Source organism: Gemmatimonadaceae bacterium (genome assembly GCA_037721215.1).
Lineage (GTDB): Bacteria > Gemmatimonadota > Gemmatimonadetes > Gemmatimonadales > Gemmatimonadaceae > UBA4720.
In genome coordinates, this window is sequence record JBBJNV010000014.1 from 42916 (window position 1) to 69703 (window position 26788).

A 26788-nucleotide genomic window follows, 5' to 3' on the forward strand; every position below is an offset into this window, starting at 1 on the left:
CGCCGTCATGGACAATGCTGCCATCTGTCCGCCGTCGGTGATTTACTCGTGCGCGGGCAGCGGCTCCATCGTCTTTGCATTCACAGGGACCTGCACTTCATCACGAAATGGCGACGTCATTAACGTCACGCGCATCCGCGGGAATGCATCCATGAACGCCATATAACACAAACCCCAGATCCCGAGATACCCAAGGCCGACCCCGAACTCCCAGAATCCAAAGGGCAGCTCTTTAGCCGTGGAATACAGCGAGGGATACACTTCCAGATATCGATGGAACCACAAGCCCACCAGAGTGCACGACGCGAAAAGCGCAAGCGTAGGCAGATACACCTTGGCCGCGCGGGATAACAAACCAAAGAAGGGCATCGCAAACATAAGCACAACCGTGGCGATGGTGAGACCCACCCACGGATGGATGAGGCGCAGCCGCGCCCAGTGCGTCTCCTCTCCCAGATTGCCATACCAGATGACGAGATACTGGCCGAACGTCAGATAGCCCCAGAAGGCAGTGAATGCAAAGCAGAGCTTGCCGAGGTCGTGGAAGTGGTTCTCGGTGATGAGGTCGTAACGGCCGAGGTATTTCCGCCACGTCATGGTGAGAATCGAGAAACTCGCAAGGGCCGCCACCCACCCGCCCATGAATACCCACCACCCATACATCGTGCTCTGGAAGTGGAGGTCCAGCGACATCGACAGATCCCAGGCCAGCACAATCCAGAAGAAGGCAAACACGAGACCGAGAACGACCGCGAGCTTGCCCTGCAGTGAGTGCGTGGAATGAATTTCCCGACGCTCGTCCCGGAAACCGCGACGCATCCGTTCCCTCAGGCCGCGTGCCCACTTCGCGCCAGCTTCGGGAGAACCGCCGACGTCGAGCCTCACCGATGTGTAGATGTACCAGACACTGAGCGTCGCGATGACACCAAAGCAGAAGATCGAGCGAGGGATCAGGAATGCCGGATTTAGATAAATCTCCTTCTCGTGCACGTGCAGCGCTTCATGCGCCCAGGGGAAGATGTGCCCTGTTCCCAGGAAAATCACCAGCAGCAGAACGAACGCTACCGGAAGGAACGCAACATAACCTTCAAGAATTCTGATGATCGACCTCGACCATCGAGCTGTAGTGATTCGCTGAACAGCGACAAACATCACGCCTGCTGAAGAAATGGTGCTGAAGAACAACCAGTTGAACAGCAGCGAGCGCCACGCACGGTCCGACCCGGTAAACGCCCCGAACAGGAACACCAGTGTGCCGACAACGGCCAGCACCACGCAAATCAGTTTGAGCTTGCGCGGAATCGGCTTCGCAGTGCCTTCCAGAATCTCCTGGCGTGTTGGGACGTGCACATCGTGAGTACTCACCGTCGTGCCCTCGACGTGTCGGTCGTCGCTGCAGCATTTGGCGGCAGTGGGTTTGCTCCCGGAGACGCCACCGTGTCTCTGACCAGAGTCGAATCTCGAACAGGCGCCCCGATGCGGTCCCCAGCCACCGACCCGCGCGTTCCAGCCACCCGATTCCGCGAATCCATAAACGGCGCAGGCCTCGTCGGCGCAGTGCGGGTGAAGCCAGGAAGCTTGTCTCCTGTCACGCCCGGTGCTGCCAGTGGCCCGGTCGGCACAGTGCGACCGGCAAGTCCCTGCAGAGCGCGCAGATAATTAACTACGTCCCAGCGGTCCATATCCTCGATTCTGTTATATGAAGGCATGAGCCCGCGCCCGTTGCGAATCATGCCGAATATGTAGCCGTCGGTTCTACCCTTCGTGATATCGGTGGCGATGCTGATGGCGGGCATCCCGAATTTCGTTGCCGGCCCATCGCCCAGCGCGGCGTCGCCATGACAAACCGCACAGTTGATCTGATAATACCTGCGACCGTTCGCGAGCGACGAATCGCTGACGGGAGTCGGATTGGGGACTCCAGCGAGTGAATCAACGGTAGCGGGAAGCGGAGCGTACGAGACGACGAACCCAGCCACCGCGATTCCTGTAACCGGCACCGAGTTCTGCGGGTTGCCCCGTGACGGGGTGAGACTGTCCTTCACCGGCTCCCACGTCCAGAGCGACGGCTGCCTCTTGAAATCGGTAAACCACTCACATCCCGTCAGCGCAAGCAGCGACGGCAGCAGCACGAGTACCAGGCGGGGTCTAACGCGCACCGCGCACCTCCACCGCCCCGTGCTGCTTGAGCAGCGACTCGGCCGCAGCCGCCCGATCGGGTGCACACTCAACCCAGATCCCATAATCACCATGGCTGAAGCGACCATCGTAACCAACGGTCATCGTCAGACGCGGAATTCGTGAATTGATGAACAACCCGATCACCGTCGACAACCCTCCGAAAAGCACCATCACCTCGAAACCGAAAATGGTGTACGGAACCCACGATGCGATTGCTTTCCCGCCTACTACCAGCGGCCAGTAATCCGATACCCAGATTGCAATCCAGAACCCGAACGTCATCCCAAGCAGTCCCCCGATCAGCGTAAACCGCCGCACCACGCTCGGGCCGCGATCGATTGCGTGCTCGAGTTCATGACGAGGTGTCGGGGAGTACACCGTTATCTCACCCAGCTGCTCTTTTTTCAAGGCGGCGATTGCATCGACCGTCGCATCGAGCTCACGAAACGCTCCGAGTACTCCAGGCATCAGGCGCGCTCCCCCGGAGTGGCGGGGTCGAAGGGCGCGTGGCGCCCCGCGGGCTCGATTCCGTGGTCATGACGTTGCCGCATCTTCGGCGGAATGATTTCCTTGACTTCCGATATCGCGATCACGGGAAGCTGCTTGATGAACAGCAGGAACCACATCGAGAACCAGCCAAAGCTTCCGGCAAGAATTGCAAAATCGACCCAGGTCGGAGCGTAGCCTGACCACTGCCACGGCTCATACTCGTGAGACAGGGACGGCACGACGATGACAAACCGCTCAAACCACATGCCGATGTTGATGAAGAACGAAAGAATGAACAGCCATGTCGGGTTTCGGCGCCACTTCTGAACGAACAGCGACAGCGGCAGGATCATGTTGCAGGTGTAGAGAATCGCTGACGACCACCACCACTGGCCCCAGATCCGGTTCGCAAAAAACTCCTGCTCTACCTCATTGCCACTGTACCATGCAACGAACCACTCCGTTGAGTATGCACATCCCACCACGAGCGATGTAAACAGGCAGAGCTTCGCTGCGGCGTCCAGATGATTGATGGTGACATAGTGCTTGAGACCGAACCACTTCCTGAGCGGGATGATAATTGTGAACACCATCCCGATGCCCGAGAAAATTGCGCCGGCGACAAAGTACGGAGGGAAAATCGTCGTGTGCCAACCTGGTGTAAGCGCCATCGCGAAGTCGAACGAAACGACCGAGTGAACCGACAACACCAGCGGCGTCGACAACGCGGCCAGGAACAGATAAGCGCGCGCGAAATGTCGCCACTCCCGATCCGAATTCCGCCAGCCGAGCGAGAGGATGCTGAAGATCCGCTTCCTGACGGGATTCTTTTCACGGTCGCGCAGAACCGCGATGTCAGGTATCAGCCCGACATACAGAAACGTTGACGAAATGGTCAGATACGTAAGAATGGCGAATACGTCCCATACCAGCGGGCTTTTGAAATTCGGCCATATGTAGCGCCAGTTCGGATACGGAATGAGCCAGAAAAATTTCCACGGACGCCCCAGGTGCAGAATCGGGAACAGCCCTGCGGTCATGACGGCGAACACCGTCATCGCTTCTGCGCACCGGTAGATCGTGGTTCTGAATCCGGCTCGGAACAGATAGAGAATCGCCGAGATGAGCGTGCCGGCGTGGCCGATACCTACCCAGAAAACAAAGGTGATGATGTACACACCCCACATCACCGGCGGGTTGTAACCCGCAACACCGAGTCCTGAATAAATCTGATAGATCCACGCGGATGCGCCGATTATCAGGAAAAGGACCGCGATACCGAGCCCGATGAACCACGCAGTGGTTGGATGCAGCGTGGCGGTAATCTCGCGATCGACCTGCTCGTAATCGCGTACTGCCGGAAGCTGCACATCAGCAGTGGCGATGTTGGGTCGCATTGGCGTCTGTCGATCTTCCCTCGTCGGCCGGGACATCGTCGCCATCAGTGCGCACCCGCCGCAGGCGCCGACCGCACTGGCGCGCCCGGCGTCGGGTGATTCACCTTCTTCAGGTAGACCACCGCAGTGAACGTGTTCAGCTCCTCGAACACATGATACGCGCGCTGATCGTTGACGAGCTTCGCCACAGTCCAGTTTTCATCGGCGGCGTCGCCAAACGTGATTGCGCGCGATGGACATGCCTCTGCGCACGCAGTGGTGAATTCATCACCGGCAAGACCCCGGTGCTCGAGTGTTGCACGATTCTCGGCATCGCGAATGCGCTGAACACAGAACGTGCACTTTTCCATGACGCCCTTCCCTCTCACCGTGACATCAGGGTTGAGCTGCCAGTTGAGAGGCTCCGGAAACGCATACTGCGAGCGGCCCGGTTCTCCATACCCGAACCAGTTGAAATACCGAACCTTGTAAGGGCAGTTGTTGGAGCAGTAACGGGTTCCTACACAGCGGTTGTAGACCTGAACGTTCAGGCCGTCAGGCGAATGGTACGTGGCGTAGACCGGGCAGACGGGTTCACACGGCGCGTTTCCGCAGTGCTGGCAGAGCATCGGTACGAAACGGGTATCGAAATCGGCTCCACCGTCCTCGCCGCCCTCGAAATAGCGCTCAAGCCGAAGCCAGGCCATCTCGCGGCTGCGGGTTATGTTCGCGCCAAACCCCGTGCGATCGGGCAGCACCTTCGGACCCTGCCACTCCGCGCCCACCGTTGGGATATTGTTCTCGGCATAACACGCTGTCACGCATGCCGAGCATCCGGTGCAGCGAGCGAGGTCGATCGTCATCGCCCATCGGTGCTTCGCCAGACCGCTCCAGTGCTTCGGATCGTACATGCCTTTGAAGTTGGAGTCCTGCGTTCCAAGAACTCCCTGTGCGTCATTTGCGACAGGCGCTCGCAACCCGGGCAGGAATTCATGGCTTGCGTCGCCCGGAAACTCCGTAGCCGCCGCTGCCGATTCACCGTGCGAACCAGCGGCGGCCGTCGCGCCAGCCGCGCGCGCGGCGTTCGCGGGCGTCGTACTGCCCCCCGGGGCTACCTCGGCCGCATGCTCAGCTCCGCTGGCAGTGGCTCCGCCTGCCCCGGCGGCCAGATCGCCGACGAGAACTGCCTGACCGATACCACGGCCATACTGACGCGCCGATCCTTCGGTAGTCGCGAGCCGGGAAGAACCGCCCTCCTTCGTGACACGAGCGCGGCCCGACGTGTAAACTCGCGCACCTGAGCTGTCTTCAGCATACGGCAACAGATCGAATGCGTTGGAGCCGGCTCTTGCGTAGCGGCCGGCGGTGTCTGCGTGGCCTCGGCCAGCGGCGATTGCCACGGTATCCTGACGAATTCCCGGATACAGATAAACCGGCAGTGACATGCGGCCCGCCGGAGTCTGGACATTCACGTGATCGCCGTTCTCAAGCCCAAGCCGCTTCCCGGTCGCGGGATGCATCTCTGCAACTGTCTGCCACGCGATCTTCGTCACCGGGTCCGGAAGCTCCTGGAGCCAGGGCTTGTTGGCTCCATCACCATTGCCCAATAGCGGATGCGAATAAATGACAAGCGAAAAGTCGCCCTGCGCAGCCGGCGCAGGCTGCGACACGAGAGGCGGCGGTGCCGCGCGGGTTGGCGTTGAAGGCAGCGTTCCTGCTGTCAGACCCCGTGGAAGTGACGCGGCCAGAGTCGATGCGCCGCCCGGAAAACGGGCCACCAGCCAGCTTCGATAATCAGGCAGCGGATATCGTGTAGCCGTCGCGGGATTCGCCCTCACCGCCGCGATGAGCACATCCGGCGTGGGGCGCGTATCGAACACCACATCCATCGCGGGCTGCTGCAGCGAGATCGTCCCGCGAATTGGCTCTGCATCTCCCCATGATTCGAGCGAGTGATTGTCGGGAAGAACAAGGTCGCACATTGCCGACGTTTCATCGGGAATGGATGAGAAGCTGACCTTGAACGGCACCTTCGCCATTGCCGCGCCGAAGCCGAGCGACTTTCCCAGCGAGTAAACCGGGTCGGCGCCGCGCACCATCAACATCGGCACGGTTCCGGCCTGCATCCGGGCGGCGAGAAACCGCAAGTGAGACGGAGGTTCCATTCCCTCGAATGCCGTCAGCGGTTCGGACGGCCGGATCGTGACACCGACATTTCCCTGCGACTGGTTGAGTGCGTTGACCGCAGCGCAGAGTTGCGTGCCCTGTGCCGACCCGCCGCCGGCGAGAACCATGTTGGGCCTGGCCGACGCAAACTCGCGCTGCAGCGCGCTGAGCACGGTAGCGTTTATGCCACTCATCTGCGCTGCCTGCTCCGGCGTGCCCGTCCCGCCGAGCATCTGTACTATCGCGAGCTCGGACCCTGCACGGGCGTCAATCCATTGATCCGCATTCAGACCCGTGAGCGAGCGCCGCGGGCCGATGTACACCATACGCGGCGCATTGACGAATTTAGCGCGCGCATCGGCCCACCCGAGCTGCTGCGGAACCGACGCACCCCAGCCATCGAGAAAATCTGCGCCGAACGAGACGATCAGCCGGGCCGCCGAAAAGTTAAGACTCGGCCACGCCACACCATAAGACTGGCGGTTGGCGGCAATAGCCGCGTGATCAGCATCCGAGTCATAGCTGATCGCCGCAGGCATTCCCATACCGGCCAGCCAGTCGTTGAGAAAGAGCGGAAAGCTTCCTGACTCGTGCCGGTTCACGAAAGCGGCATTGGCCGCCACACCGCGCACTTCGGCAAGCTTCTGCGCGAACAGACGCAGCGCTTCGTCCCACGTGGCGCGCGCGAGCCGGCCATTCTTCCGGATCATGGGCCCGCGATACCTATCCGGGTTGTACAGACCCTGCAATGCCGCCTGCCCTCGTGCGCACAATGCGCCCTTGTTAAGGGGGTGTGCAGGATTGCCTTCAAGCTTTATCGTGCGTCCATCACGAGTTTCCGCGATCACTCCGCAGGCAGCCGAGCATTCGCGGCAGGTCGTGGCGTAGTATGTCGATACGCCGGGAACCGTCTCGTCCGGGGAAACCAGATAAGGAATCAGCTTCTCGACTTTCTCGGACGAGCAGCCAATCGCAGTGGTCGTAGCTCCTGCTGCTCCGACCACCTTGAGAAAATCACGGCGTTTTACGCCAGCCTTTGTTTCCGTGCTCATTGGACTGTCTCGGTCATGCGGCTGCCGCCTCGTGCATCGACGCCATCAGTAGTGACAGGTCGCGCAATCGTAGCGCGCCTTCAGCGGAGGATTTGAGCGCCCAATGTGACAATTGATGCACCACCCCATGTTGAGCGATTTAGCCTGCGACACCTGCTTCATGTTCTGGACATCGCCGTGACAGGTCTGGCACGACACTCCCCCGTTCACGTGGCGCATGTGAGGGAAGTGGACATACTCGGGCAGCTTGTGGATTCTGACCCACGGTACGGGCTGTTTCGCATTCCAGAACGCGGCAAGCTTCTGAACTTCCGGCTTGGTCGTCGCAATAACTGTATGGCATCCCATACAAGTTCCCACTGCCGGCATTCCAGGATCGGGAGATTTGTTAGCAGAGAAGTGGCAGTAAACGCAGTTCATCTTCAGCGCGCCTGCGGCGTGAGCCGGATGCGGAAATGCGACGGGTTGTACAGGGCTGTTGCGCTCGGACGAGGATGCACCTGCATATGCGGAGAGCATCGCTGCCGCCGCCGCCAGCGAGAGAAGACCCGGAACAGCAAACCATTTTTTTTGTGGTATCACCGAAGAGCTAATCCTGGAGGTCGGACCATTCGACTGGCTTTGTGAAGATTTTCACAAGGTTTGGACACGGCGGAAAAATGGCTTCGCCCGTTATGCGCCGCAAGACGCACATTTCACCAGATTACCGACGCCTGGATTCGGCAACCCGTTCGATCGTACGCACCACCTCGATTGCCATCGCCCGCAACAGGTCGAGCTCGCGGCTGTCCGGCGCCGCGCGAAAAACCAGGGATCTGAGAGAGCGCATCACATGCTCGGGATTTCGAGTCTTGAAAAACGCTATCTCGCTGAGTGCGCGGTGGGAATCGGCGAACAGAAAGTCAAGCTGCGCGCTGGTCGGGGGGTCGGCAGCCTTGCGAGCCGGCGCCATCGTTCTGGTCGCGTCCGCCGCGGCAGTGTGCAGCTCATACAGTGCGATCAATACCGCCTGCGCCAGATTTAACGATGCGTGACTGGTGGTAGGGATAGTTACAACCAGATGAGCGAGGTCGAGCGCTTCATTGGGCAGGCCCTTGTCTTCTCTGCCAAAGACGATCGCCACCGGACCGGAACGGGCAAACTCCAGAAGTTCGTTTGCTGCGGTGCCCGGAGAAACAACTTCCCGCTTCGCCGCCCGCCGCCGGGCAGTGAATCCGGCGACGCGCACACAGTCGGCGATCGCGGCCGGCAGCTCATCGAAATGTCCGATGTCGCGGATGATCTCCGCCGTGTCGTGGGCGACACCCGACAACCGTACCGGATCGTACGCCACCGGTTTTACAAGACGTAGCCGCGACGCACCCATGTTCTTCATCGCGCGGATCGTGGCGGCAATGTTGACCGGGTCCTGCGGCTCGCAGAGAACGACGCGAACCGCGGACATGCGCGACGGTGCAGCCACCGGCGTCTGCTCTTCCCGCGGCAACACCAATTGCGGCAGGAGCAGGCGCGGGCGCGGGCCCTAGACTACCGGCCTGCCGGTAATGAGCCGGTACACCACTACGATGATTGCAATTACAAGGAGAAGATGAATCAACCCCCCGCCGATCGGCATGATGAACGCGCCGAGCACCCAGAGAATGAGCAGAATTACAGCGATGGTCCAGAGCATTGTGAAATTCTCCTGAAGGGGTAGATGTCGCGGTATGGACTGTGTATCGGCAACAGTCGTACCGAAACCGGAATCGGTGGAAAAATGTTCAGCTCAGCGCGGCGCCCGCTCTATGAATTTTCCGGACTCGCGCTTCGGCTGATGATCGTCGTGAAGTGCCTGCCGGCCAAGCAGAATCCGCGTTGCCCGCACGTCGTGTCCGATATCAATCAGGAGCAGCGCCAGATCGCCACTTCCCCAGAGCAGGCCCGCGAGGACTATCAGTCTGCTGATCTCGCCGAGAAGCGTAGGGATCGCGGCGGTGCCTTGGGCAACGAGTCCGGTAATGACTTCCGAGACAAGAAGCAGAAGCAGCACGACCGCCATGAATCTGAAGAGCTTCGACAGATAACCGAGGCCCACGTACGGCTCCAGATCGGCCGAGCGGACAGGCATGGCCGGGTCAGTCCGATTCGGCCGTGGGGCACCCTCCGGGGCTGCATTGACAGGGGTTGAGCTGACGGGAGCGCCATGCTCATCGACGACTGTACGCGACGCTTCATCCATTGATTGTCTCCGTTTCCATTACCAGCGCGCGGGATTTCCGCGTGTGTCAATATGAGTAAAAGGGCCATGGGCGGAAGTGCCCGAGTAAACTCCGCACCCTCCAATCAGCGAAGGATGTGCCGCTTCGACACGGTTGACTGCCGCCAGCAACACGCGCGCGTCGCCGATATTCACCCTGCCATCCCGATTCAGGTCGTCCATGCTGCCGTTACCGTCATTGTCGATGAAGATATCGGCTGCGTCCCCGTACATGTGTCGGCTCAGTCCCGCGCGCCCCTTCGTGTCGCCCACACCCGAGTTGTACTGGGGAGTTCTAAAAGCGCTCAGCACCCTGACACCTTTGGAAGAAATTCCGCGCGACTCGAGATCGGCCAGCACCAGCTCGAGCTTGTCCACCAGTTTCATGTCGACGACGATGTATTTGGGCCACACCGACGCCTGATCGTGGGGAAAAAAATCACGCAGGCGGAAGTGCTCCGACAACGCGGTGTGTTGCGAGCTTTTCGTCACCTCGATGAAACCGCTGGGCGCGTCGTACTTTGGAGATGCGATCCGGCCACGGGCGCTGGGCCAGTTGCCGATGTAGTACAAACCGATGCGGCCTTTTTCTTTCGCCGACGCGGGCTTGAGGGTGATCACTGAAAAATTGGCGATCGGCTTGATGGCTGCGCCGACAGCAATGGCGACGGACCAGATGCCCGTCCGCGCGGGCGCATTCAACGCCGCAGTGCGTTCAGGCCCGGCGTCGCCAGAAAATGTGGCTACCGCGCCTGTGGGCAATGTGTCCGACGCCACCGGTTGCCCCGGCGCCTGAATGCGAGCCCGCAGTTTCCCACTTGCCCCCCGAAGTGGCGTCACAAGGTCGAGCGCGGCATCGGTGAGGTAGGATGTCGAAGTAGCCCCGGTGGTTGTCAGTGCGTTGGAGATAGCGCTCGTTGCGGGCGTAATGGCGCCATCCCCCCCGGACCTGGCGGTGGCGATCGACCACGACCATCCCAGCGCAAAGAGGCCCAGCACCACCGTCGAGGCGACGTTGAATACCCGCTCTGTGCGTGTTGACATTCCTTTCCGCTGCCAGCGACTCCTGGCTGGCTCGGGAAAGGTCAGGGCGAGCTCGGTCACGGTTGACCAAAGCCCTTCAATTGCTGAAGTTGACGTTCTTCTATCCATCTCCCCTCCCCACTGCTTCATGGATCAGCTGCGCGAACTCTTTGCCAACCTTTCCGACCTGCCAGCTCTGATAAAGTGGGCCGGGTACATCGGCCTCACCGCGATAGTTTTTGCCGAGACCGGTCTTCTGGTCGGCTTTTTTCTTCCCGGAGATTCGCTGCTCGTGACCGCCGGTCTGGTGTCGGCCAAGGGACTGCTGAATGTCTACAAGCTCGGACTGCTGCTGAACATTGCCGCCGCGGTGGGTAATTCGGTTGGTTACTGGTTTGGCCGCGCCACCGGGCCGCGCATCTTTACTCGCGAAGATTCCCTTTTGTTCAACAAGAAGCATGTCTTCCGCGCTCAGCAGTTTTATTCCCGCCACGGGCGGAAGGCAATCGTCTTTGCGCAATTCATGCCAATCATCCGGACATTCTCGCCTGTGGTTGCCGGTGTCGGCAAGATGCCATATCGCCAGTTCCTCGCTATCAGCGTGGCCGGGACCGTCGTCTGGGTATGGAGCATGCTGTTCACAGGGTATTTCCTGGGCACATATATTCCCGGAATCGATGAGCACGTCGAGATTCTCGTCCTCGTCGTGATTTTCGTATCGATACTGCCGGGCCTGATCAGCTGGTGGCGCCAGCGCGGCAAACCCGCCGCGGCGACGCATTAAATCAAGGAGCATCCGATGGCGTTTCAACTTCCCTCCCTGCCGTACGACTTCGCTGCACTCGAACCGCACATCGACGCGAAAACGATGGAAATCCATCACGGCAAGCATCACCAGACCTATGTCACCAAGCTCAACGAGGCAATCGACAAAACACCCGAGCTGGCGAATAAGTCACTCGACGACCTTATGCGCGATATCGACTCCGTTCCCGAAAGTGTGCGTGCCGCGGTGCGGAACAACGGTGGCGGTCACTGGAACCACTCGATGTTCTGGGACGTCATGACACCGGGCGAATCGGGCGCCCCGCGCGGACCTCTGGCCAAGGCGATCGATCAGAGCTTCGGTGGTTTCGACACTCTGAAGGAACAGTGGGCGGCGGCCGGCGTGGCCAGGTTCGGTTCGGGCTGGGTATGGCTGCTAAACGACAGCGGCAAGCTGTCGATTACGAGCACACCGAATCAGGATAACCCGCTGATGGAAGGGAAGACTGCGATCCTGGGACTCGATGTATGGGAGCACGCGTATTACCTGAAATATCAGAACAAGCGCCCCGACTACATCACTGCATGGTGGAACGTCGTCAACTGGCAGAAAGTCGGAGAGACGCTCAGCTAGCGCGCCGCTTCTCCCTCGAGGTAGGTGTAGCCCTCGAGACCCGCCACATACTCCGCGATGAAGGTGTTCGCCTCCTGGCGGGTGATGCCCTGGGCGGCGTTCACCTTGCGACGAAACGTCGCAAGCAGATCTGCCGCACGAAACTGCACGTAGGCCAGCACTTCCGTCACCGTATCTCCGTGCACCAGCTCGGCGACTTCGTAACCGTTAGGGGATAGCCGGATATGCACCGCATTGGTGTCCCCGAACAGATTATGCAGATCGCCCAGGATTTCCTGATAGGCGCCCGTCAGAAATATTCCCAGTATGTACTGTTCGTCGTCGGCGAACGGATGGAGCGCCAGATTGGGCTTCGGAGTGCGTCCCCCTATGAAACTTTCGATCTTTCCATCGGAGTCGCACGTTACGTCCTGAATGGTCCCGCGGCGGTTTGGCTCTTCGCCCAGCCGGTGGATCGGCATTATCGGAAATAGCTGATCGATTGCCCAGCTGTCCGGTAACGACTGGAAAAGTGAGAAGTTGCAGAAGTATCTGTCGGTCAGAATCGCATCCAGTTCCTCGATGATGTCCTCGTACTCCTCCCGGTCCTGCTGCGCGAGGCGGGCCACGGCAGTGATCGTCGCAACGTAGATCTGTTCGGCAAGCGCCCGGTCGCGCAGCGTCAGAACACCGCTGTTGAACAGCTCCTGCGATCTGTCCTTCGCAAACGTCGCATCGTGGTACACTTCGCGAACCCGTCGCGTGGACACCGCATCGTAGTCGGCCGCCATCTCGTGTAGAAATGAATGGTCGTCGTCGCTGATGTCGGGCATCACGTTGTCGGCCTGCGACTCCACATCGATGACGCTCAGGAGCAGCAGAGCGTGATGCGCCGTCAGCGCGCGACCCGATTCGCTGATGATGTGCGGCATCGGCAGATCGTGTTCGCGGCACGCCTCGGCGAGCGTGTACACGACGTCGTTCGCATATTCCTGCAGCGAATAATTCACGCTTGCCTGCGATGTCGAGCACGAGCCGTCGTAGTCAACGCCAAGGCCGCCGCCAACGTCGACGTGGGTTATGTCGACTCCCATGGCGCGCAGCTCTGCATAATACCGCGAGACTTCCTGAAGCCCCGCCTTGATGTACCGGATGTCCGTGATCTGCGAGCCAAGGTGGAAATGGATCAGCTTGAGCACGTCCAGCCGACCTGCAGCGCGGAGCTTGTCGACGAGTTTGACGAGCTGCGCGGTGCTCAATCCGAACTTCGATTTCTCTCCACCGCTTTTTGCCCACCGTCCGGAGCCTTCCGAATGGAGCTTGATCCGCACGCCAGCTGTTGGGTTTACGCCAAGGTCGTCTGCCGCCTGCAGCAGAACGTCGACTTCGCTGAGCTGTTCGAGAACGATGAAGACTTTGTGCCCGAGCTTCTGACCCATCAGCGCAAGGCGCATGAATTCTTCATCCTTGTAGCCATTGCACACGATCAGATGATCAGTATGCTCGGCAATGGCGAGCACTGCCTGAAGCTCCGGCTTGCTGCCGCATTCGAGCCCGACGCCAGACTCCGTTCCGAACTCGACGATCTCCTCGAGAACGTGGCGCTGCTGGTTGACCTTGATCGGATAGACGGTCGTGTACTGGCCGGTGTACTCGTACTCGGCAATCGCCCGGGCAAACCGCGCATTTAGCGATTCAATGCGCGACCGCAGAATGTCGGAGAATCGCAGCAGCAGCGGCAGGCCAACTCCCTGCGCCTCCAGATCGCTCGCAAGCTCGAATAGATCGAGCTCGTTCGATGGATTGTCAGCATCCGGCCGCACCACAACGTGGCCGGCTTCATTGATATCGAAGTAGCCGATTCCCCATCCTTCGACGTTGTACAGTGTGCGCGCCGAGTCGATCGTCCACGGCTCCTGGACTTCGCGTTGAGTCACCGGGGAAATACGAGTCATTGTCATGCGCACAGTCTAGGGCATGAAGCGGGGAATGTGTACCTGTTAAGGGTACAGTGTGACCATCGTCCAGCCGTCGCCGGCGCGGGAGTACAGATGACGTTCGTGCAGGCGGCCGGGACGGTTCCTCCAGAATTCGATCCTGTCGGGACGGAGGCGGAAACCTGACCAGAATGGCGGGCGTGGAACGAGCTCACCCATGAACTGCGCCTCGAATTCCTTCACACGATCGACAAGGTCATTGGCCTGCTCGATGGGCTGGCTCTGAATCGACGCCCACGCGCCGATCTGGCTTTCGCGCGGACGAGTCGCAAAATATTCATCGGCCTCGGCATTGCTCACCTGCGTGACGGGCCCTTCGGCTCGCACCTGCACTTCCAGCGATGGCCAGTGAAAACATATTGCGGCCATGGGCCGGGTTCTCAGGTCCCTTCCCTTTCGCCCCTCGAGGTTTGTGTAGAAGAGAAAACCACTCTCGTCCACGTCCTTCATCAGCACGATGCGAACGGACGGGTTGCCCCCCATCCCGACGGTCGCGAGAGACATCGCGTTGGGATCGGGAAGGATAGCCCTGTCGACCTTCTGAGCCTGTACGTACATGCGGCGGAAACGGCTAAGCGGATTTTGAACTGGGTAGGCAGTCGTCATGGCCGCTTGTGAGGGTTACGCCAGTATGGCTCTCCGGTCATTCGAAGCGGCTCAACGTGCAGTCCCGACACCCGGGACGCAAGCGTACCCGGCCGACAGAGGAACAGGCCTGGCTGGGAGCGGAGTTCTCCCCACTTGCGCCCACCATGCGCCAGTAACCCACAAGGCGGCAGACCCCGGTTCCCTGTGGACTACCGCAACGCGCTGCCAGCCTGGGGCCTTGTCAAGGACCGATCCGATCGCGCCGCCAACGGGCATGATCGCAAGATTCGCCGATCGCCATGGGCCTTCGCGCAATGGCTCTCTGATCGGGTCGTAAAACGCTTCTGCTTTTGCCACCGAATCCGGGAAAATCGTCCGCCCGTCGATCGACATGGAATAGTTGCGAAGACGCCATGTCAGCGGGCTGCCGTAATCGAATTGAGTAAAAACCCGCCCGCCAGCGCCCTCGAGCGTATTGCATTCCAGCCATGTGGCGAGCTGCTCGAGTCCGTTTTCGTAGATCGGCGAGAGGCGTCGTGCTCCAGCCGGATCTTCGCGTGCCCATGCCATAGCTTCGAACCGCCCCGACGAAACGATGAGTGCAGCACAGATTGACCAGACTCCAAGTATGCGCAACAGTCTGATCTGCTGGCTTTCACTGGCAAGCAACGACTGGCTGATCGAGTAGATGGCGAAAGCGGCGAGTGGAAGCACAAGCATCCACCAGACGAGCAGCAACCTGAACGCGCTTGCGAAGGCAAAGAGCCCGGCCAGCCAGGCGCCGCCGAAGGCGAGTCTCAGCGCGAGCGGATCCCTGGCCCGTTGGGTCCACCATGGCAGTGTTGCGAGGAACAAGCCGGTGAAGAAAGCGATTCCGTTCAGGCGCATCGCAAGAAATCCGGGCACCGTCTCACTGATCGGCGAGGGGAATACCAGGAGCGGGTTCGTCAAAACGTTCGAGCGGAAGACAGATGGCCATGACAAAGCGTACGGCGTAATTAGCCATCCGATGACGGTCGCGCCGGCTATTGCCCAGAGTCTTCGCCGATTCGCCGACGCCTTTGCGGCCCAGAGCAGCCATGGCGCAGCGGTGAGAGGAAAAAAAATGTGCACATTGGCTGCAGCGGCGGAGATGACAGCGAGTCCGATTAACGCGAGCCGCGGGTGCGCCGCGGAAAGCGCCGTGTAGTTGAACGCCCAGGCGAGCGGAACGAGGCTGAACAACAGCGCCTGCGGTCTGACGGGGGCGACCAGGGCACTGAGGATCACGACATTCAAGGCCGCCATCAGAAGTGAAGTTCGTGGATCCCATCTTGCGGCGCGGCCGAGCAGGATCATCGAGGCACCGGCACCGCCCACCATCAACCCGTGCAACAGCCGGAGCCAAAGCTTTCCGCCCCCTTCCGCAGCAGCAAAAAAAAGGACTTGTGCCGCCCAGGAATACGAGTAATACGGGGCTCCGGGGCGCGTCCAGGCGAACGGTTCGACGACGGGCACGCTGCTGTTGCGAACGATCCACTCGCCAAGTGCGAGGTGCATCGGGAGATCAGCATCTCCGAGTGTTTCGAGCGCCCCGCGAATGACCAGAAGTACGAACAATACGGCCAGCAAGGCCTGCCAGTGCCGTCCATAGGCTATACGCCAATCTTCTGACCAGGAGTCGCGACGGGACTCCATTGCCGCCGCCTCTGCCGGAGATTCGGAAGGCACGGAGTCAGCTATCATCGGGGCAATCAAACGTACAAATCGTGTGCCTTCCGTGGGATTGACTCATTGCTGGCGCGAAATCGATTGCTACCTGGCCGTTGCGTGGGACCGCTTAACTGCACGGCTGAGGTCTCGCAATATATCGGCGCAGGAGGGCTGAAGCTCGACAGCACGGCCGAAGAAACGCGGGCTGGTTATGTAAACATATGACGTTCGATTTCCAGTGAAAAGTCGCAAATGAGATGTGAGCGGCAATCGCGTGCGCCCGGGTTTCGGTTCCACTAGCGTGGACCCAAATAGGAAAGGGATCGCCGCAGGCAGGGCTGAAGTGGTTTCGGACGGCAATCGTCGACGTCTTTGAAACGGTGCCAGCGGGGCGGATTCGGATCCCGCAGTATGGCTGGTGTGCGCGTGCACAATCGCTGCGCAGGTCGCTTCAAGCAGAGTCTGTGCGGAGCACGTTTACGCTCAAGATAGGCTCGCCGCCTAACTCCGGTATTTCGGATCGTTCAGAATTCCTGATCCAGACGACCCGAACGCGAACGGTGGAAAGCTTTACAAGAGCAACATCATCAACTGCAACGGTACCCGGCTTGGACCGGGCGGCGAGCTCAACACCCAAAAGGAAAGGGCGGACTAACGCCGCTGAACACCACCATCAAGAGACCAATTCTGGTGAATTAGATGCCTCGCGGACATGAAAAAAAAGGTGCACCTGCAAGGGTGCGCCTTTTTTTCTTAGTTCCTGTATTTTGATTGGACACATTCCCTTCCCTCATCAGCGTGACAACGGCCCCGAGGTCCCAATGATCCTTAAACGCCTTTTCAGCGATCAGCTCGCGCAGGCGAGTTACCTCGTCGCGTGCGATCATGCGCGTGTCGCGCTGGTGGTCGATCCGAACCGCAACGCCGATGCCTATATCGACGCAGCCGCTGCCGAAGGTGTCCCGATCACGCACGTCACAGAAACCCACATTCACGCCGACTTGGTCTCGGGTGCGCGTGAGCTTGCCACTCGCACCGGCGCACAACTCTACCTCTCGGGCGCAGGCGGTGCAGAGTGGCAGTACCGCTACGCGGCCGAGGCAAATGCCGAGCTGCTCACCGATGGCTCGCACTTCTTGGTCGGCGATGTACGCATCGACGCTGTCCACACTCCCGGGCACACCCCCGAGCATCTGAGCTTCCTCGTCACCGACACGGCTGTCGGCGCAGAACCTGTGGGAGCCCTTACAGGTGACTTCATCTTCGTGGGCGATGTTGGTCGGCCCGATCTGCTCGAGCGCGCCGCGGGGCACAGCGGGACTATGCATGCGGCTGCGCGAACGCTTTTCACGTCGCTGACAGAGTTCAAGAGACTGCCCGACTACCTCCAGATCTGGCCCGGACACGGAGCCGGGTCGGCTTGCGGCAAGGCGCTCGGTGCCATGCCGCAATCGACACTGGGGTACGAAAAGCTGTGCAACTGGGCAATGGCCGAATCCGATATGAACCGCTTCGTGGAGGCAGCTTTGAGCGGGCAGCCCGAACCACCTGCCTACTTCGCGCGAATGAAGCAGATCAACCGTGACGGCCCCTCACTCTCGGGAATGATGGAGCCGCCACCGGCCATCACTGCCAAGGATCTGGCGGCCCGAATCGGCGAATGTCAGACAGTCGTCGACACTCGATCGGCTTCCGAATACGCGGCAAGACACATTGCCGGCACCATCAACGTCCCTCGTAACAAGTCGTTTCTCACATGGGCCGGTGCGTTGCTCCCCTACGATCGCGATCTATATCTGATCGTTGATGGCGCTGACGCCCAGCGAATGGCAGTTGCAAGAGAGTTGTCCCTTGTTGGCCTGGAGCGAATCAGCGGCGTATTGCCGTCGTCGAGCCTCGGCCTTCTTGCGGATAGCGGGGCAGAATTGCGGGCGACACCGCAGATGACCGTCGGGGAACTCGCCGCAGCCAGAGGTGCAGTGATCCTCGATGTACGCGCACGAACCGAGTGGGAGGCCGGGCACCTGCCGGGCGCCATCCACATTCCCCTTGGTGCATTGCAGGCGCGAATCAGCGAGCTGCCCCCTGGTGACGTGGTCGTGCAATGTCAGGGCGGGGGCAGATCTGCCATCGCCGCCAGCATTCTCGAGTTGAACGGGCGGACCAATGTCTCCAACCTGACGGGCGGCTTTGCGGAATGGTCGCGTGCCGGTAATCCCGTTGCACGCGAGGCCTTCTCTGGACGAAGCTGACGCTTGACCAGTCCACTCACGCCCATGGTGTCACGCGGACGGCGGATGAACGAGAAGCCGCCCAGCTGGAGGGAGCGAGTGGCGGCATTGCGATACGTCGTTCCGATGATGCGACTCATCTGGCGTACGCATCGTGGCTACACGGCGTCGATGCTCGCACTGCGGCTGGTGCGCGCCTTCGTACCGGTGGCGACCTTCTGGGTGGGCAAGCTCATTCTCGACACCGTGATCGGCATTCGCGCCGGCCAGGCCACTTACGACGACCTCTGGCGGTATGTGGCGATGGAGATCGCCATCGTCGTGACGGGCGAAATCCTCGCCCGCGCGTCGTCACTCATCGAGAGCCTGCTCAGCGACCTCTTCTCGAATGACATGAGCATCCGGCTCATGGAGCACGCGGCGACGCTCGACCTGGCGCAGTTTGAAGACCCGACCTTCTACGACCACATGGAGAGGGCACGCCGGCAGACTGTGGGCCGTATCGCGTTGCTCACTCAGGTGGTGTCCATGACCCAGGACGGCATCACTCTCCTCACACTGGGCGGAGTGCTGATTGCATACAGCCCGTGGATGCTGTTACTGCTGCTGCTTGCGGTGTTGCCGAGCTTTCTCGGCGAGACACACTTCGCAGCCCTCGGATACTCCCTGCTCTTCCGTTGGACGCCGGAACGCCGTCAGCTCGACTATCTGCGCTTTGTCGGCGCGAGTGACAAGACCGCGAAAGAAGTTCAGATGTTCGGCCTTGCCCCCTGGTTGACTGACCGATACCGGACGCTATCGCTCAAGTTCTACGAGGAGAACAAGCGGCTGTCGCTTCGCCGCGGCGCGATGGGAGCAGTGCTGTCGATATTCGGCACTCTGGGCTATTATACGGCCTATGTAGTGATTCTGCTGCGGGCGGTTCGCGGGGAGATCACACCCGGCACGCTCATCTTTCTTTCGGCATCATTTGCCCGCGGTCGCGATACCATACAGGGTATCCTGCTCTCCGCATCAAGCGTTTATGAACAGGCGCTTTATCTGCGCGACCTGTTTGTGTTTCTGGAAATGCAGCCCACTATCAAGTCGGGCCCGGATGCGCAAAAGGTACCGGTGAAAATTCAGAGCGGTTTCGAGTTCGAGAATGTCGGATTCAGGTATCCAGGCAGCGAGCGGTGGGCCATTCGCGGACTGAATCTCAAGCTCAATCCGCGCGAGCGTGTTGCACTGGTCGGCGAGAATGGAGCGGGCAAGACGACCATCACCAAGCTCATGGCGAGGCTTTACGAGCCAACCGAAGGCCGTGTGACGCTCGATGGTGTCGACCTGCGCGAATACGATCTGGCGTCATTGCGACACGCAATCGGAGTGATATTCCAGGACTTCGTGCGTTACGACATGCGCTTCGACGAGAACATCGGCGTCGGGGAAATCGAATCTGTTCGCGCTCAGCTCGGCAACGGGAATGCAGTGCCGCCAAGTATCGAAGCTGCAGCAACCAATTCGCTGGCTGCATCGCTGCTACCGCGTTTCCCGCTGGGTTTTCAGCAGATGCTGGGACGCCGGTTCGAGCAGGGTGTGGACCTTTCAGGCGGCGAATGGCAGAAGATTGCCCTGGCCCGGGCGTATATGCGGGACGCTCAGGTTCTCATACTGGACGAGCCCACGGCGGCACTCGACGCGCGTGCCGAGTACGAAGTATTCGTCCGCTTCTCTGAACTGGTTGCCGGCCGAATGGCGATTCTGATTTCACACCGCTTCTCGACGGTGCGCATGGCTGACAGAATCATCGTGCTGCACAACGGAGCAGTCGCCGAGCAGGGGTCGCACGACGAGCTGGTTGCGTTGGGGGGGCTCTACGACGAGCTGTTCAGGATGCAGGCCGCCGGGTATCGCTGATAAAGGAGAGGTAGACGCGAGGCTGCGGGCTTTGAGGTACCTGACCCTGAAGCCAAGCGATACACGTCACGAGACTCAGGGCGCCGCCGGCTGTGCGGCGGCCCATCGCGAAGGATCGAAAAGCCGCGACGGGATGGGCTCGTTCACGCGAACGTTCTCATACTTTTCCTTGAAGAACGGCTTGCCGTCACGATATGACAGAAACTCGAACGCCACCGGGAACCCAGCGACGTCCCGGTAGTCGCTCACTCTCGTGTCGGTAATCGTCGTTCGATCCCCCCGTCGGTCCCGCTGAATGAACCGCATGAGCAGCAATCGATCTGCATCCACCCAGATCTGAGTGGACTCCAGATCGCCCGACTCGGCGCCGATAACATAAGTACGCTCCTTCTGCCACCGCGTCTCGTGGAACTTCGAGAGATCGATGCCAAGCGAGTCGATCCGGCGAATGGTAACTGACGCCGGAATGGCGTACACATCAGCCGTGAGAGTAAGGAGGGGTTGAATGGAGCGACGGGTCTGGACGCGGCGGCCGTTATCGAACGTCGTCACGCGATTATTGAGAATTAGCATCCCGCTCCGGGCGGACAACGGCAGAAAGTCGATGCGAAGCCTTCCCGGTACCGAAAGGTTCTCGACCCACTGGGACTTCTCTTCCTTACCCGACTGGGTATAGAACGTGTTGGTCTGCTCGAAACGCAGTGTCCTGTACCACTTGCCGGCATAACGATCGTGCATCTCGCGAATGAGCACGCGGGAGCCGTCGATGCCACCTCGGCGCGGCGACTCCTCGGGCGCTGGCTGCTCTCCCGGTGACTGCATCGCGGGAGTACAGGCGACAGCGCCGAAGACGAGAATAAAGGCGAAGGCTTTCATGGGTGCGGCTCCCGGTCGACTGTGGCAGGACGCTTCAAGGCCAGCGCTGATTCGCGCTAACGGCGGCCGCCCTGCCCGTAATAAATGCCATTGAATAAAAACCTGAAGGTGCCGTGGGTCTGTCCGCGAAAACTCACTTCCGGTCCGTATAGAACTACACTTCCCGCTCCGACCGGTGCCACAACTATCTCCGAAGCACCGTCAAGCACGCTCTGGCCCCACGCCCAACCGCTTCTCAGCGGCGTGCCGCTGTCGAACCGCGCAACGGTTTTCAACCCTCTTTTCGGTGCGCTGGATGCAAGCCGAAACGCTGGGCTGTTGTCGAAGTAGACATCGGTGCGCGATGGCATACCCCAGGCGATTGCATTAGTGGTGTCGACGGCAACCTGCAGCACAGATCCCGGCACGTAATAGCGGGCACGTCCCAGTGCCTTGCCGGCGCTATCGATAACGGCACTCGAAACCGGGAGCTCCAGCGAATACGCGATGTTGGCCGCATCACCGAGTGCGAGGACAGTGCCACCCTTCTCGAGAAAGGAGCGAATCTGTGGCAACGTTTTCGCGGCCGAGATCCGCCCCATGCGCGAGCGCCACTCAACTGGCACGTCGGCGGGTTGGACCCGTGATTCAAACCCGCGCGCCGAATCGCCGGCTGAGAGCGTTGCTCCATCGGGTAGAATGAGAACGTCATACTTCGTATTGAGGTTGCCCGCGTCCAGATCACCCGCGTACGCAACCTGATATGGAAACTCAAACTGCTCGAGCACAAACCGCGTCCAGCCCGAAGGCATCGACCCGCCGTAGACATCCCACAGTGCGATCCGCGGCACTCGAAGCTTCGTCATTCCGTCTATGTTGCTGACGCCATTTACGGCCTGAAAAGACACCCCGCGGTCGATGGCAAGCTTGCGAAGAATCGGCATCGTTGCGGGCCGGGCGCGAACCACGAACGTACCCGCAGCTAGCATTCTGTCACCCACCCGTGTATCAGCGCTGACAGTGAACACATCTTCTCCAGCAGCCAGCAGACGGTTCACAGCGGCAAAGGCGTCGTTCGTTCCCCTGTCCAGGGTATAGAGCGCTCCAACCCCGTTGGTGCCCGTCCCGATTGACCCGGGTGCGCCCGCGTCAGCCTGAGCGACGGATCCGCGCGGCACTGGCGCAAACCCTTTCAGCTTCTCGAACGGCCCCGTGAACGGGTCGAGTACCCGGTCGAACTTCACACCCATCAGGTAAGCCAGGGTCCACCCGGCATTGTCATAGGGAGGAGTGGGAGGTCCGCCCGGATACGGGATGTCATCAGGATGATTCTGCGGCTCGAACATATCCATCACGTGAGGACGGAATGCCTGCGCTGTCATCACCACGTACGAGCCCGACGGATAATTCCGGCCCGACACGTTGAACGCGCGCGTAGCGCGATGGATCGTGATGCCGTTCTTGACCAGCGCATTCACAAACCGTGAGGCGGTACTGAAATCGGCCTGGTCGGCGGGAATGATGTAACCCCGCGGGTCGCGCGCCGCCGGGTCCCGGAGAACATTGAGATACTGAGCCGGCGTCGCCTGAACCTTGGCGGTTCGATTTTTTTCCACTGCCTGCTTCACAGCGCTGACGCGGTTTGGCGTAAGCGTCCATGTGTCGGTGTTGCCCCGGTCGATCGAGTTTCGCCCCATCCGGTAGATGTTGTAGAGAAAATCCTCACGATACTTGGATGCAACATCCATCACCGCCCGATTGGCGGAAAGCTCGTAAGCGAGTGACTGGGCGAAATGCCATTTCTGAGGCATGATAGGGAATGGCGTAGCGCCACTCGGCAGCAGCCTGTCGGGCACGAATGCCACTTCCATCGGCGTCGGATGGCCGATTGTTTCCGTCAGCAGCCCAATCATGTTGTGATAGTAGACGGTCGTACGAAGCCCACCGTTCCACCAAGTCGAATAATTGGCTCCACCACGCATCGTCGTACCAGGTTTCCCTTCAGCCACGAATCGCCCATGCATTGCTGCGCCTACAAGGTCGATGCCGACCGGTATCAGCGGGTCGAGATTGTAGTTGAAGGGATCGCGAAAAGGTGGCGCAAACATCACCGTTCCGGCCGGGCCGGTCTGATGATGGTTGTACATGATCTGCGGATACCAGGCTCGGAACAGAATGCTGTCCATTGCCTGTGTCTCTGGTTGCGACGCCATGTACGAATCGCGGTTGTTGTCGTGGCCCGCATATTTCTGGTACAATCGCGGAACGCCGGCCGTAGATCTCTTGCCAGGCACCGGGTTGCGCATGTACCAATTCGACACGAGGTCCATGCCGTCAGGGTTTGCGGGAACGGCGAGAAGAATCACGTCCCGAAGAAAGCGTTGCGTTTCGGGATCGTTGCGGCTGACCATTTCGTAGACCCACTGCACCAGCTGCTGCGCGCCGAGAACCTCGGTGGCGTGCAGCCCGCCGTCAATCCAGACGACCGCCTTCCCTTCCTTCGCCAGGGCGCGTGCCTGAGCGTCGGTCAGCCCCTCAGCCCGTGCGAGGCGCGCTGAGATCTCCTGATAACGCGCAAGGCGCTTGAAGTTCTCCGGCGCTGTGATGATCGACATCCACATTGGCCGGCCTTCGGCGGTCGTGCCCATCTGGACGACTCTCATCCGATCTGATTCACGGTCGAGGCGCTTCCAGTATTCGGCGACCTGAGCGTAGTTCACGAGAAAATAGTCGTCGCCAATGGCGTTGCCGAACTGCTGTTTCGGAGTGGTGATGCGCGCCTGGGCGTCGACTGCCGGAGCCGTGAAAATAGTGACCGCGGCGATGAGTATCAGCGAAGAACGAATTTGCATCTTTAGGGGGTCCGGGAACGATAAGCTGTGAGTCTGATATGGAATTTACCTTTCCCGCATCCGCTCTGCTTTGCGCGGAACGGAGGTGCCGATTGCGACCAGGACAACTCCGGCGAGAATCACTGCACCGCCCGCAAGCGTCACTCCCGACGGGACCTGCGCGATCCCCGGAAGCAGTGCTGCAATGAGCGTTGCTCCGATCGGCTCGCCAAGCACGACAAGGTTCACCACGTATGCGGGTAGATACTTGAGCGCCCAGTTCATTCCGGTATGGCCCAGCAGCATGGGGCCAACCGCAAGAGCGGCGAAGATTGAGAGCTCACGTGGGGGCTGGGGAGCCAGCTCCACCCCGTTTGCGATTGCCAGGATGACGAGAACGACCGCGCAGGCGGAGTAAGCAAGCCCAACGTAAGCCCATAGACCATAGCGTAAGCGAAGGTGCCGCCCAACGCTGTAATAGATGCCGGCAGTAATCGCTGCCGACAGCGCCAGCAGATTTCCAAACATCGCCCGATCGCCGCTGACGCTTCCGGCAGAATCGAAATCAGGTGCGGCGACGATCAATGCGCCGGAGATTGCTACCGCGATTCCCAGAATCTGCCGCCGCGTTGGCGCATCGCGGAGAAAGACCGCGGAGATTGCCACGATGACCGCGGGTTGCAGACTCACCAGCGTGACGGAAGCAGCAATCGTGGTAAGATGGATCGAAGCGTTCCATGCCCAGAAATGGAACGCCAGCGCGACGCCTGAAAGAATCGCAAAGGCAGAATCTCTCAGCGAAAGACTCTGCCACTGTCTCCACTCCCCGCTCCACGCGAGTGCAATCGCCACGATCACGAGCGAAAAACACAGGCGCCAGACTGCGATTGCAAGCGGGTTTGCGGCGGACAGATGGACGAGCGGACCCGCGAAGGAAATACCGAGCAGCGAAACGGCCAGTATCCAGCCGGGAGAGATGCCCACTTTCGATCTGCCGGCAGCCCTACCCAGCGAAGCGTCGCCGGCCTGCAGAACCTTCTAGCCTTCGGGTGGCGTGTCGATGGCCATCATCTGAAGAGCAGTCCGCGTGGTCGCCTTCATGACCTTTCCTGAATAGGCCGCGCAGCCCGGAGTGTTTCTCCCGCGCACACAACCGTTGTACCGTTGAAGCGCAGTGCGCAGATTGGGCGCTCGTTTGATGTTATCCGCTAGAACACTCACGCCATGGCATATGTTGGCCTCGATATCATACAGATCGGAGGAGCCACAACGCCATTTCCCGGCGTGGAAGGGCATTACCTGCATGAGCCCCGCAGCACCGACGAAGCTGCGGGCGCGGGGGTTCAGGTTATCGGACTCCACGAGCATGACGCCTACGAGCAACGCCGGGTCGATCTTCTTCCTGCGGCCCTCGGACACCACCGCCTCCGCGATTCTGTCAGCGACTTCGCCGTTGCGGGTGTAGCGGCGCAGTACCTGCCCGATCCGGAACGCGTCAGCGCTGGGCAGCGGCGCTCTGATCACAGCGCCCGGGAGCCTCAGCAGCTCGGCAGGCCGCTTGAAGGCAGGATGGGACTGGTTGATCGTCCAGACGGTGCCGGCGGCAAGGAGCACGCTGAGGCCTGTTCCGTGAACGGCCGCAGCGAGGTACCGGCGCCAGCGCGGGCGATATAGCTGCTCGACCTGAGCGCGGTCATTCACCGACCGCAGGCTGGTTCTGACTGGCTTGATGCGCGACAAACCGTAATTACGCCGCTGAATCAATGATGCCTCCGGTTGTCGTCAGAAGGTGGCCTAAAGACGCCGTGGATGGCCCCATCTGGTGCGGAGGGCCGGGCGAACCAACTCTGGAGAGTAACGCCTCCGGGCGAGGGGAGCAAGGTGACTGCCCGCTTCGTCTGCCCCTCAGCCTGAGCCTCTTATTCGACTGGTGCGTTAAACGTGGCGCTCAGCATCTGCGACGCAGCCTTGTCAGCGTACCTCAGCACCTTCCCCGAATATGTATGACAGTTCTTCGTATTCGTCCCCCGCACGCAGCCGTTGTAGCGCAACAACGCCTTCTCGAGGTTCGGCGCCTTTTTTATATACTGCGCGAGAATACTCGTGCCGTAGCAGATGTTCGAATCGACATCCACCAGATCGGTGGAAGGACAATCCTTCCACTTTCCAGCGTGAAACGGCATGATTTGCATGATTCCACGGGCACTCACGTTGCTTCGCGCCGTAGGATCGAGCTTGGCATTTTCGGCGATAAGCAGGCCCACGAGCAGCGCCGGATCCAGGTCGCGTTTCCCGCCCTCGCGGACCAGGGCGGCGGCGATCCGGTCGGCGCGAGTGGTATCCTTCGTGTATCTGCGTAAAACGCTGCTGACGCGAAAAACCTGTTCGCCGACGGGTACAGCCTGAACGATGCTGGCAGGCAACTGGAGGAGCTCGCCGGGCCTGGCGTACTTCGTCTTCTGATTATTGAGAGTCCAGATCGTTCCTCCTGCAAGCAGGAGACTGGCGCCGACGGCGTGGAACACAGTTTTCGCGGCGCGCTGCCACCTAGACAGCGGAGGCCGTTCGACGCTTCGGCGGCGGACATTGGTGAACTCATTGCCCCCAACATTGCGTCGGTCTTCCGGGACCTGACTGCCGGCGTCGTACTGGGTCATCGAGCTCCTGGAAGATTTGCCTGACCGCTACTCTGCACCGTGGATGCCAGAGCCCGGTATGGAGATTGCGCGTATTGCAACGAATATGCTACCCCATAAATGACTGTCGTTTCCCTTGACTATATCTCAAAGAGCAT

Annotated in this window: 22 protein-coding genes; 4 read left to right on the top strand and 18 right to left on the bottom strand. The window is 60.2% G+C overall.

Annotation, left to right across the window (positions count from 1 at the left end; genetic code table 11):
• Positions 1-42 precede the first annotated feature (42 nt).
• The 10 genes from WKF55_09130 to WKF55_09175 all read right to left on the bottom strand — a co-directional run bounded on the left by WKF55_09130 (position 43) and on the right by WKF55_09175 (position 10544).
• Positions 43-1365 carry a hypothetical protein gene (locus WKF55_09130; protein ID MEJ7759743.1) on the bottom strand — a complete coding sequence of 441 codons (1323 nt, stop codon included), beginning with the start codon at positions 1363-1365 and terminating at the stop codon, positions 43-45.
• A complete protein-coding gene (locus WKF55_09135; GenBank protein ID MEJ7759744.1) occupies positions 1362-2159 on the bottom strand; it encodes a cytochrome c in 798 nt (265 codons plus the stop codon). Before WKF55_09135 ends, WKF55_09130 begins: the two co-directional genes overlap by 4 nt.
• Positions 2149-2649, bottom strand: a complete 501-nt coding sequence (locus WKF55_09140) for a DUF3341 domain-containing protein (protein MEJ7759745.1) — start codon at positions 2647-2649, stop codon at positions 2149-2151. Before WKF55_09140 ends, WKF55_09135 begins: the two co-directional genes overlap by 11 nt.
• Positions 2649-4112, bottom strand: a complete 1464-nt coding sequence (nrfD, locus tag WKF55_09145) for an NrfD/PsrC family molybdoenzyme membrane anchor subunit (protein ID MEJ7759746.1) — start codon at positions 4110-4112, stop codon at positions 2649-2651. Before nrfD ends, WKF55_09140 begins: the two co-directional genes overlap by 1 nt.
• Entirely contained in the window at positions 4112-7264 is a 3153-nt protein-coding gene (locus tag WKF55_09150; GenBank protein MEJ7759747.1) for a molybdopterin-dependent oxidoreductase, read from the bottom strand. The genes nrfD and WKF55_09150 overlap by 1 nt, the downstream gene beginning before the upstream one ends.
• Positions 7265-7309: 45 nt before the next feature.
• The gene (locus WKF55_09155; GenBank protein MEJ7759748.1) at positions 7310-7846 is read right to left on the bottom strand and encodes a cytochrome c3 family protein; all 537 of its coding nucleotides are present in this window, start codon (positions 7844-7846) and stop codon (positions 7310-7312) included.
• 121 nt (positions 7847-7967) lie between these two features.
• Positions 7968-8726, bottom strand: a complete 759-nt coding sequence (locus WKF55_09160; GenBank protein MEJ7759749.1) for a TrmH family RNA methyltransferase — start codon at positions 8724-8726, stop codon at positions 7968-7970.
• 60 nt (positions 8727-8786) lie between these two features.
• Positions 8787-8936, bottom strand: a complete 150-nt coding sequence (locus tag WKF55_09165) for a lmo0937 family membrane protein (GenBank protein ID MEJ7759750.1) — start codon at positions 8934-8936, stop codon at positions 8787-8789.
• 93 nt (positions 8937-9029) lie between these two features.
• Positions 9030-9371: a hypothetical protein gene (locus tag WKF55_09170; GenBank protein MEJ7759751.1), complete on the bottom strand. Its 342-nt coding sequence runs from the start codon at positions 9369-9371 to the stop codon at positions 9030-9032.
• A gap of 129 nt (positions 9372-9500) precedes the next feature.
• Positions 9501-10544, bottom strand: a complete 1044-nt coding sequence (locus WKF55_09175) for a hypothetical protein (GenBank protein MEJ7759752.1) — start codon at positions 10542-10544, stop codon at positions 9501-9503.
• 127 nt (positions 10545-10671) lie between these two features.
• On the opposite strand from WKF55_09175, the gene WKF55_09180 reads away from it, so the two are divergent.
• Both WKF55_09180 and WKF55_09185 read left to right on the top strand, forming a co-directional pair.
• Positions 10672-11307, top strand: a complete 636-nt coding sequence (locus WKF55_09180; GenBank protein MEJ7759753.1) for a VTT domain-containing protein — start codon at positions 10672-10674, stop codon at positions 11305-11307.
• Positions 11308-11322: 15 nt separating this feature from the next.
• Positions 11323-11922 (top strand): superoxide dismutase, encoded by a 600-nt coding sequence (locus tag WKF55_09185; GenBank protein MEJ7759754.1) that lies wholly within the window; start codon positions 11323-11325, stop codon positions 11920-11922.
• Here WKF55_09185 and speA read toward each other — a convergent pair.
• Genes speA through WKF55_09200 form a run of 3 tightly spaced genes read right to left on the bottom strand, consistent with a single transcriptional unit; the run spans position 11919 to position 16211 of the window.
• The gene (gene speA, locus WKF55_09190) at positions 11919-13862 is read right to left on the bottom strand and encodes a biosynthetic arginine decarboxylase (protein ID MEJ7759755.1); all 1944 of its coding nucleotides are present in this window, start codon (positions 13860-13862) and stop codon (positions 11919-11921) included. The genes WKF55_09185 and speA overlap by 4 nt on opposite strands.
• Before the next feature lie 39 nt (positions 13863-13901).
• On the bottom strand, positions 13902-14504 hold the full coding sequence (gene pdxH, locus WKF55_09195; GenBank protein ID MEJ7759756.1) for a pyridoxamine 5'-phosphate oxidase: 603 nt from the start codon (positions 14502-14504) through the stop codon (positions 13902-13904).
• Positions 14505-14555: 51 nt separating this feature from the next.
• Positions 14556-16211: a hypothetical protein gene (locus WKF55_09200; protein MEJ7759757.1), complete on the bottom strand. Its 1656-nt coding sequence runs from the start codon at positions 16209-16211 to the stop codon at positions 14556-14558.
• A 788-nt stretch (positions 16212-16999) separates the two neighbouring features.
• Between WKF55_09200 and WKF55_09205 the strand changes: the two genes are divergently transcribed.
• Positions 17000-18430, top strand: coding sequence for a rhodanese-like domain-containing protein (locus WKF55_09205; protein MEJ7759758.1), 1431 nt, complete (start codon positions 17000-17002; stop codon positions 18428-18430).
• A 3-nt stretch (positions 18431-18433) separates the two neighbouring features.
• Positions 18434-20308 (top strand): ABC transporter ATP-binding protein, encoded by a 1875-nt coding sequence (locus WKF55_09210; GenBank protein ID MEJ7759759.1) that lies wholly within the window; start codon positions 18434-18436, stop codon positions 20306-20308.
• A 75-nt stretch (positions 20309-20383) separates the two neighbouring features.
• On the opposite strand, the gene WKF55_09215 is transcribed toward WKF55_09210, so the two are convergent.
• From WKF55_09215 to WKF55_09235, 5 genes are all read right to left on the bottom strand, one after another.
• Positions 20384-21184: a hypothetical protein gene (locus WKF55_09215; GenBank protein ID MEJ7759760.1), complete on the bottom strand. Its 801-nt coding sequence runs from the start codon at positions 21182-21184 to the stop codon at positions 20384-20386.
• Between the two features lie 56 nt (positions 21185-21240).
• On the bottom strand, positions 21241-24015 hold the full coding sequence (locus WKF55_09220; protein ID MEJ7759761.1) for a M14 metallopeptidase family protein: 2775 nt from the start codon (positions 24013-24015) through the stop codon (positions 21241-21243).
• A 45-nt stretch (positions 24016-24060) separates the two neighbouring features.
• Entirely contained in the window at positions 24061-24978 is a 918-nt protein-coding gene (locus WKF55_09225; GenBank protein MEJ7759762.1) for a DMT family transporter, read from the bottom strand.
• A gap of 54 nt (positions 24979-25032) precedes the next feature.
• Positions 25033-25758, bottom strand: a complete 726-nt coding sequence (locus tag WKF55_09230) for a transglycosylase SLT domain-containing protein (protein MEJ7759763.1) — start codon at positions 25756-25758, stop codon at positions 25033-25035.
• 155 nt (positions 25759-25913) lie between these two features.
• On the bottom strand, positions 25914-26651 hold the full coding sequence (locus WKF55_09235; GenBank protein ID MEJ7759764.1) for a lytic transglycosylase domain-containing protein: 738 nt from the start codon (positions 26649-26651) through the stop codon (positions 25914-25916).
• Positions 26652-26788 lie beyond the last annotated feature (137 nt).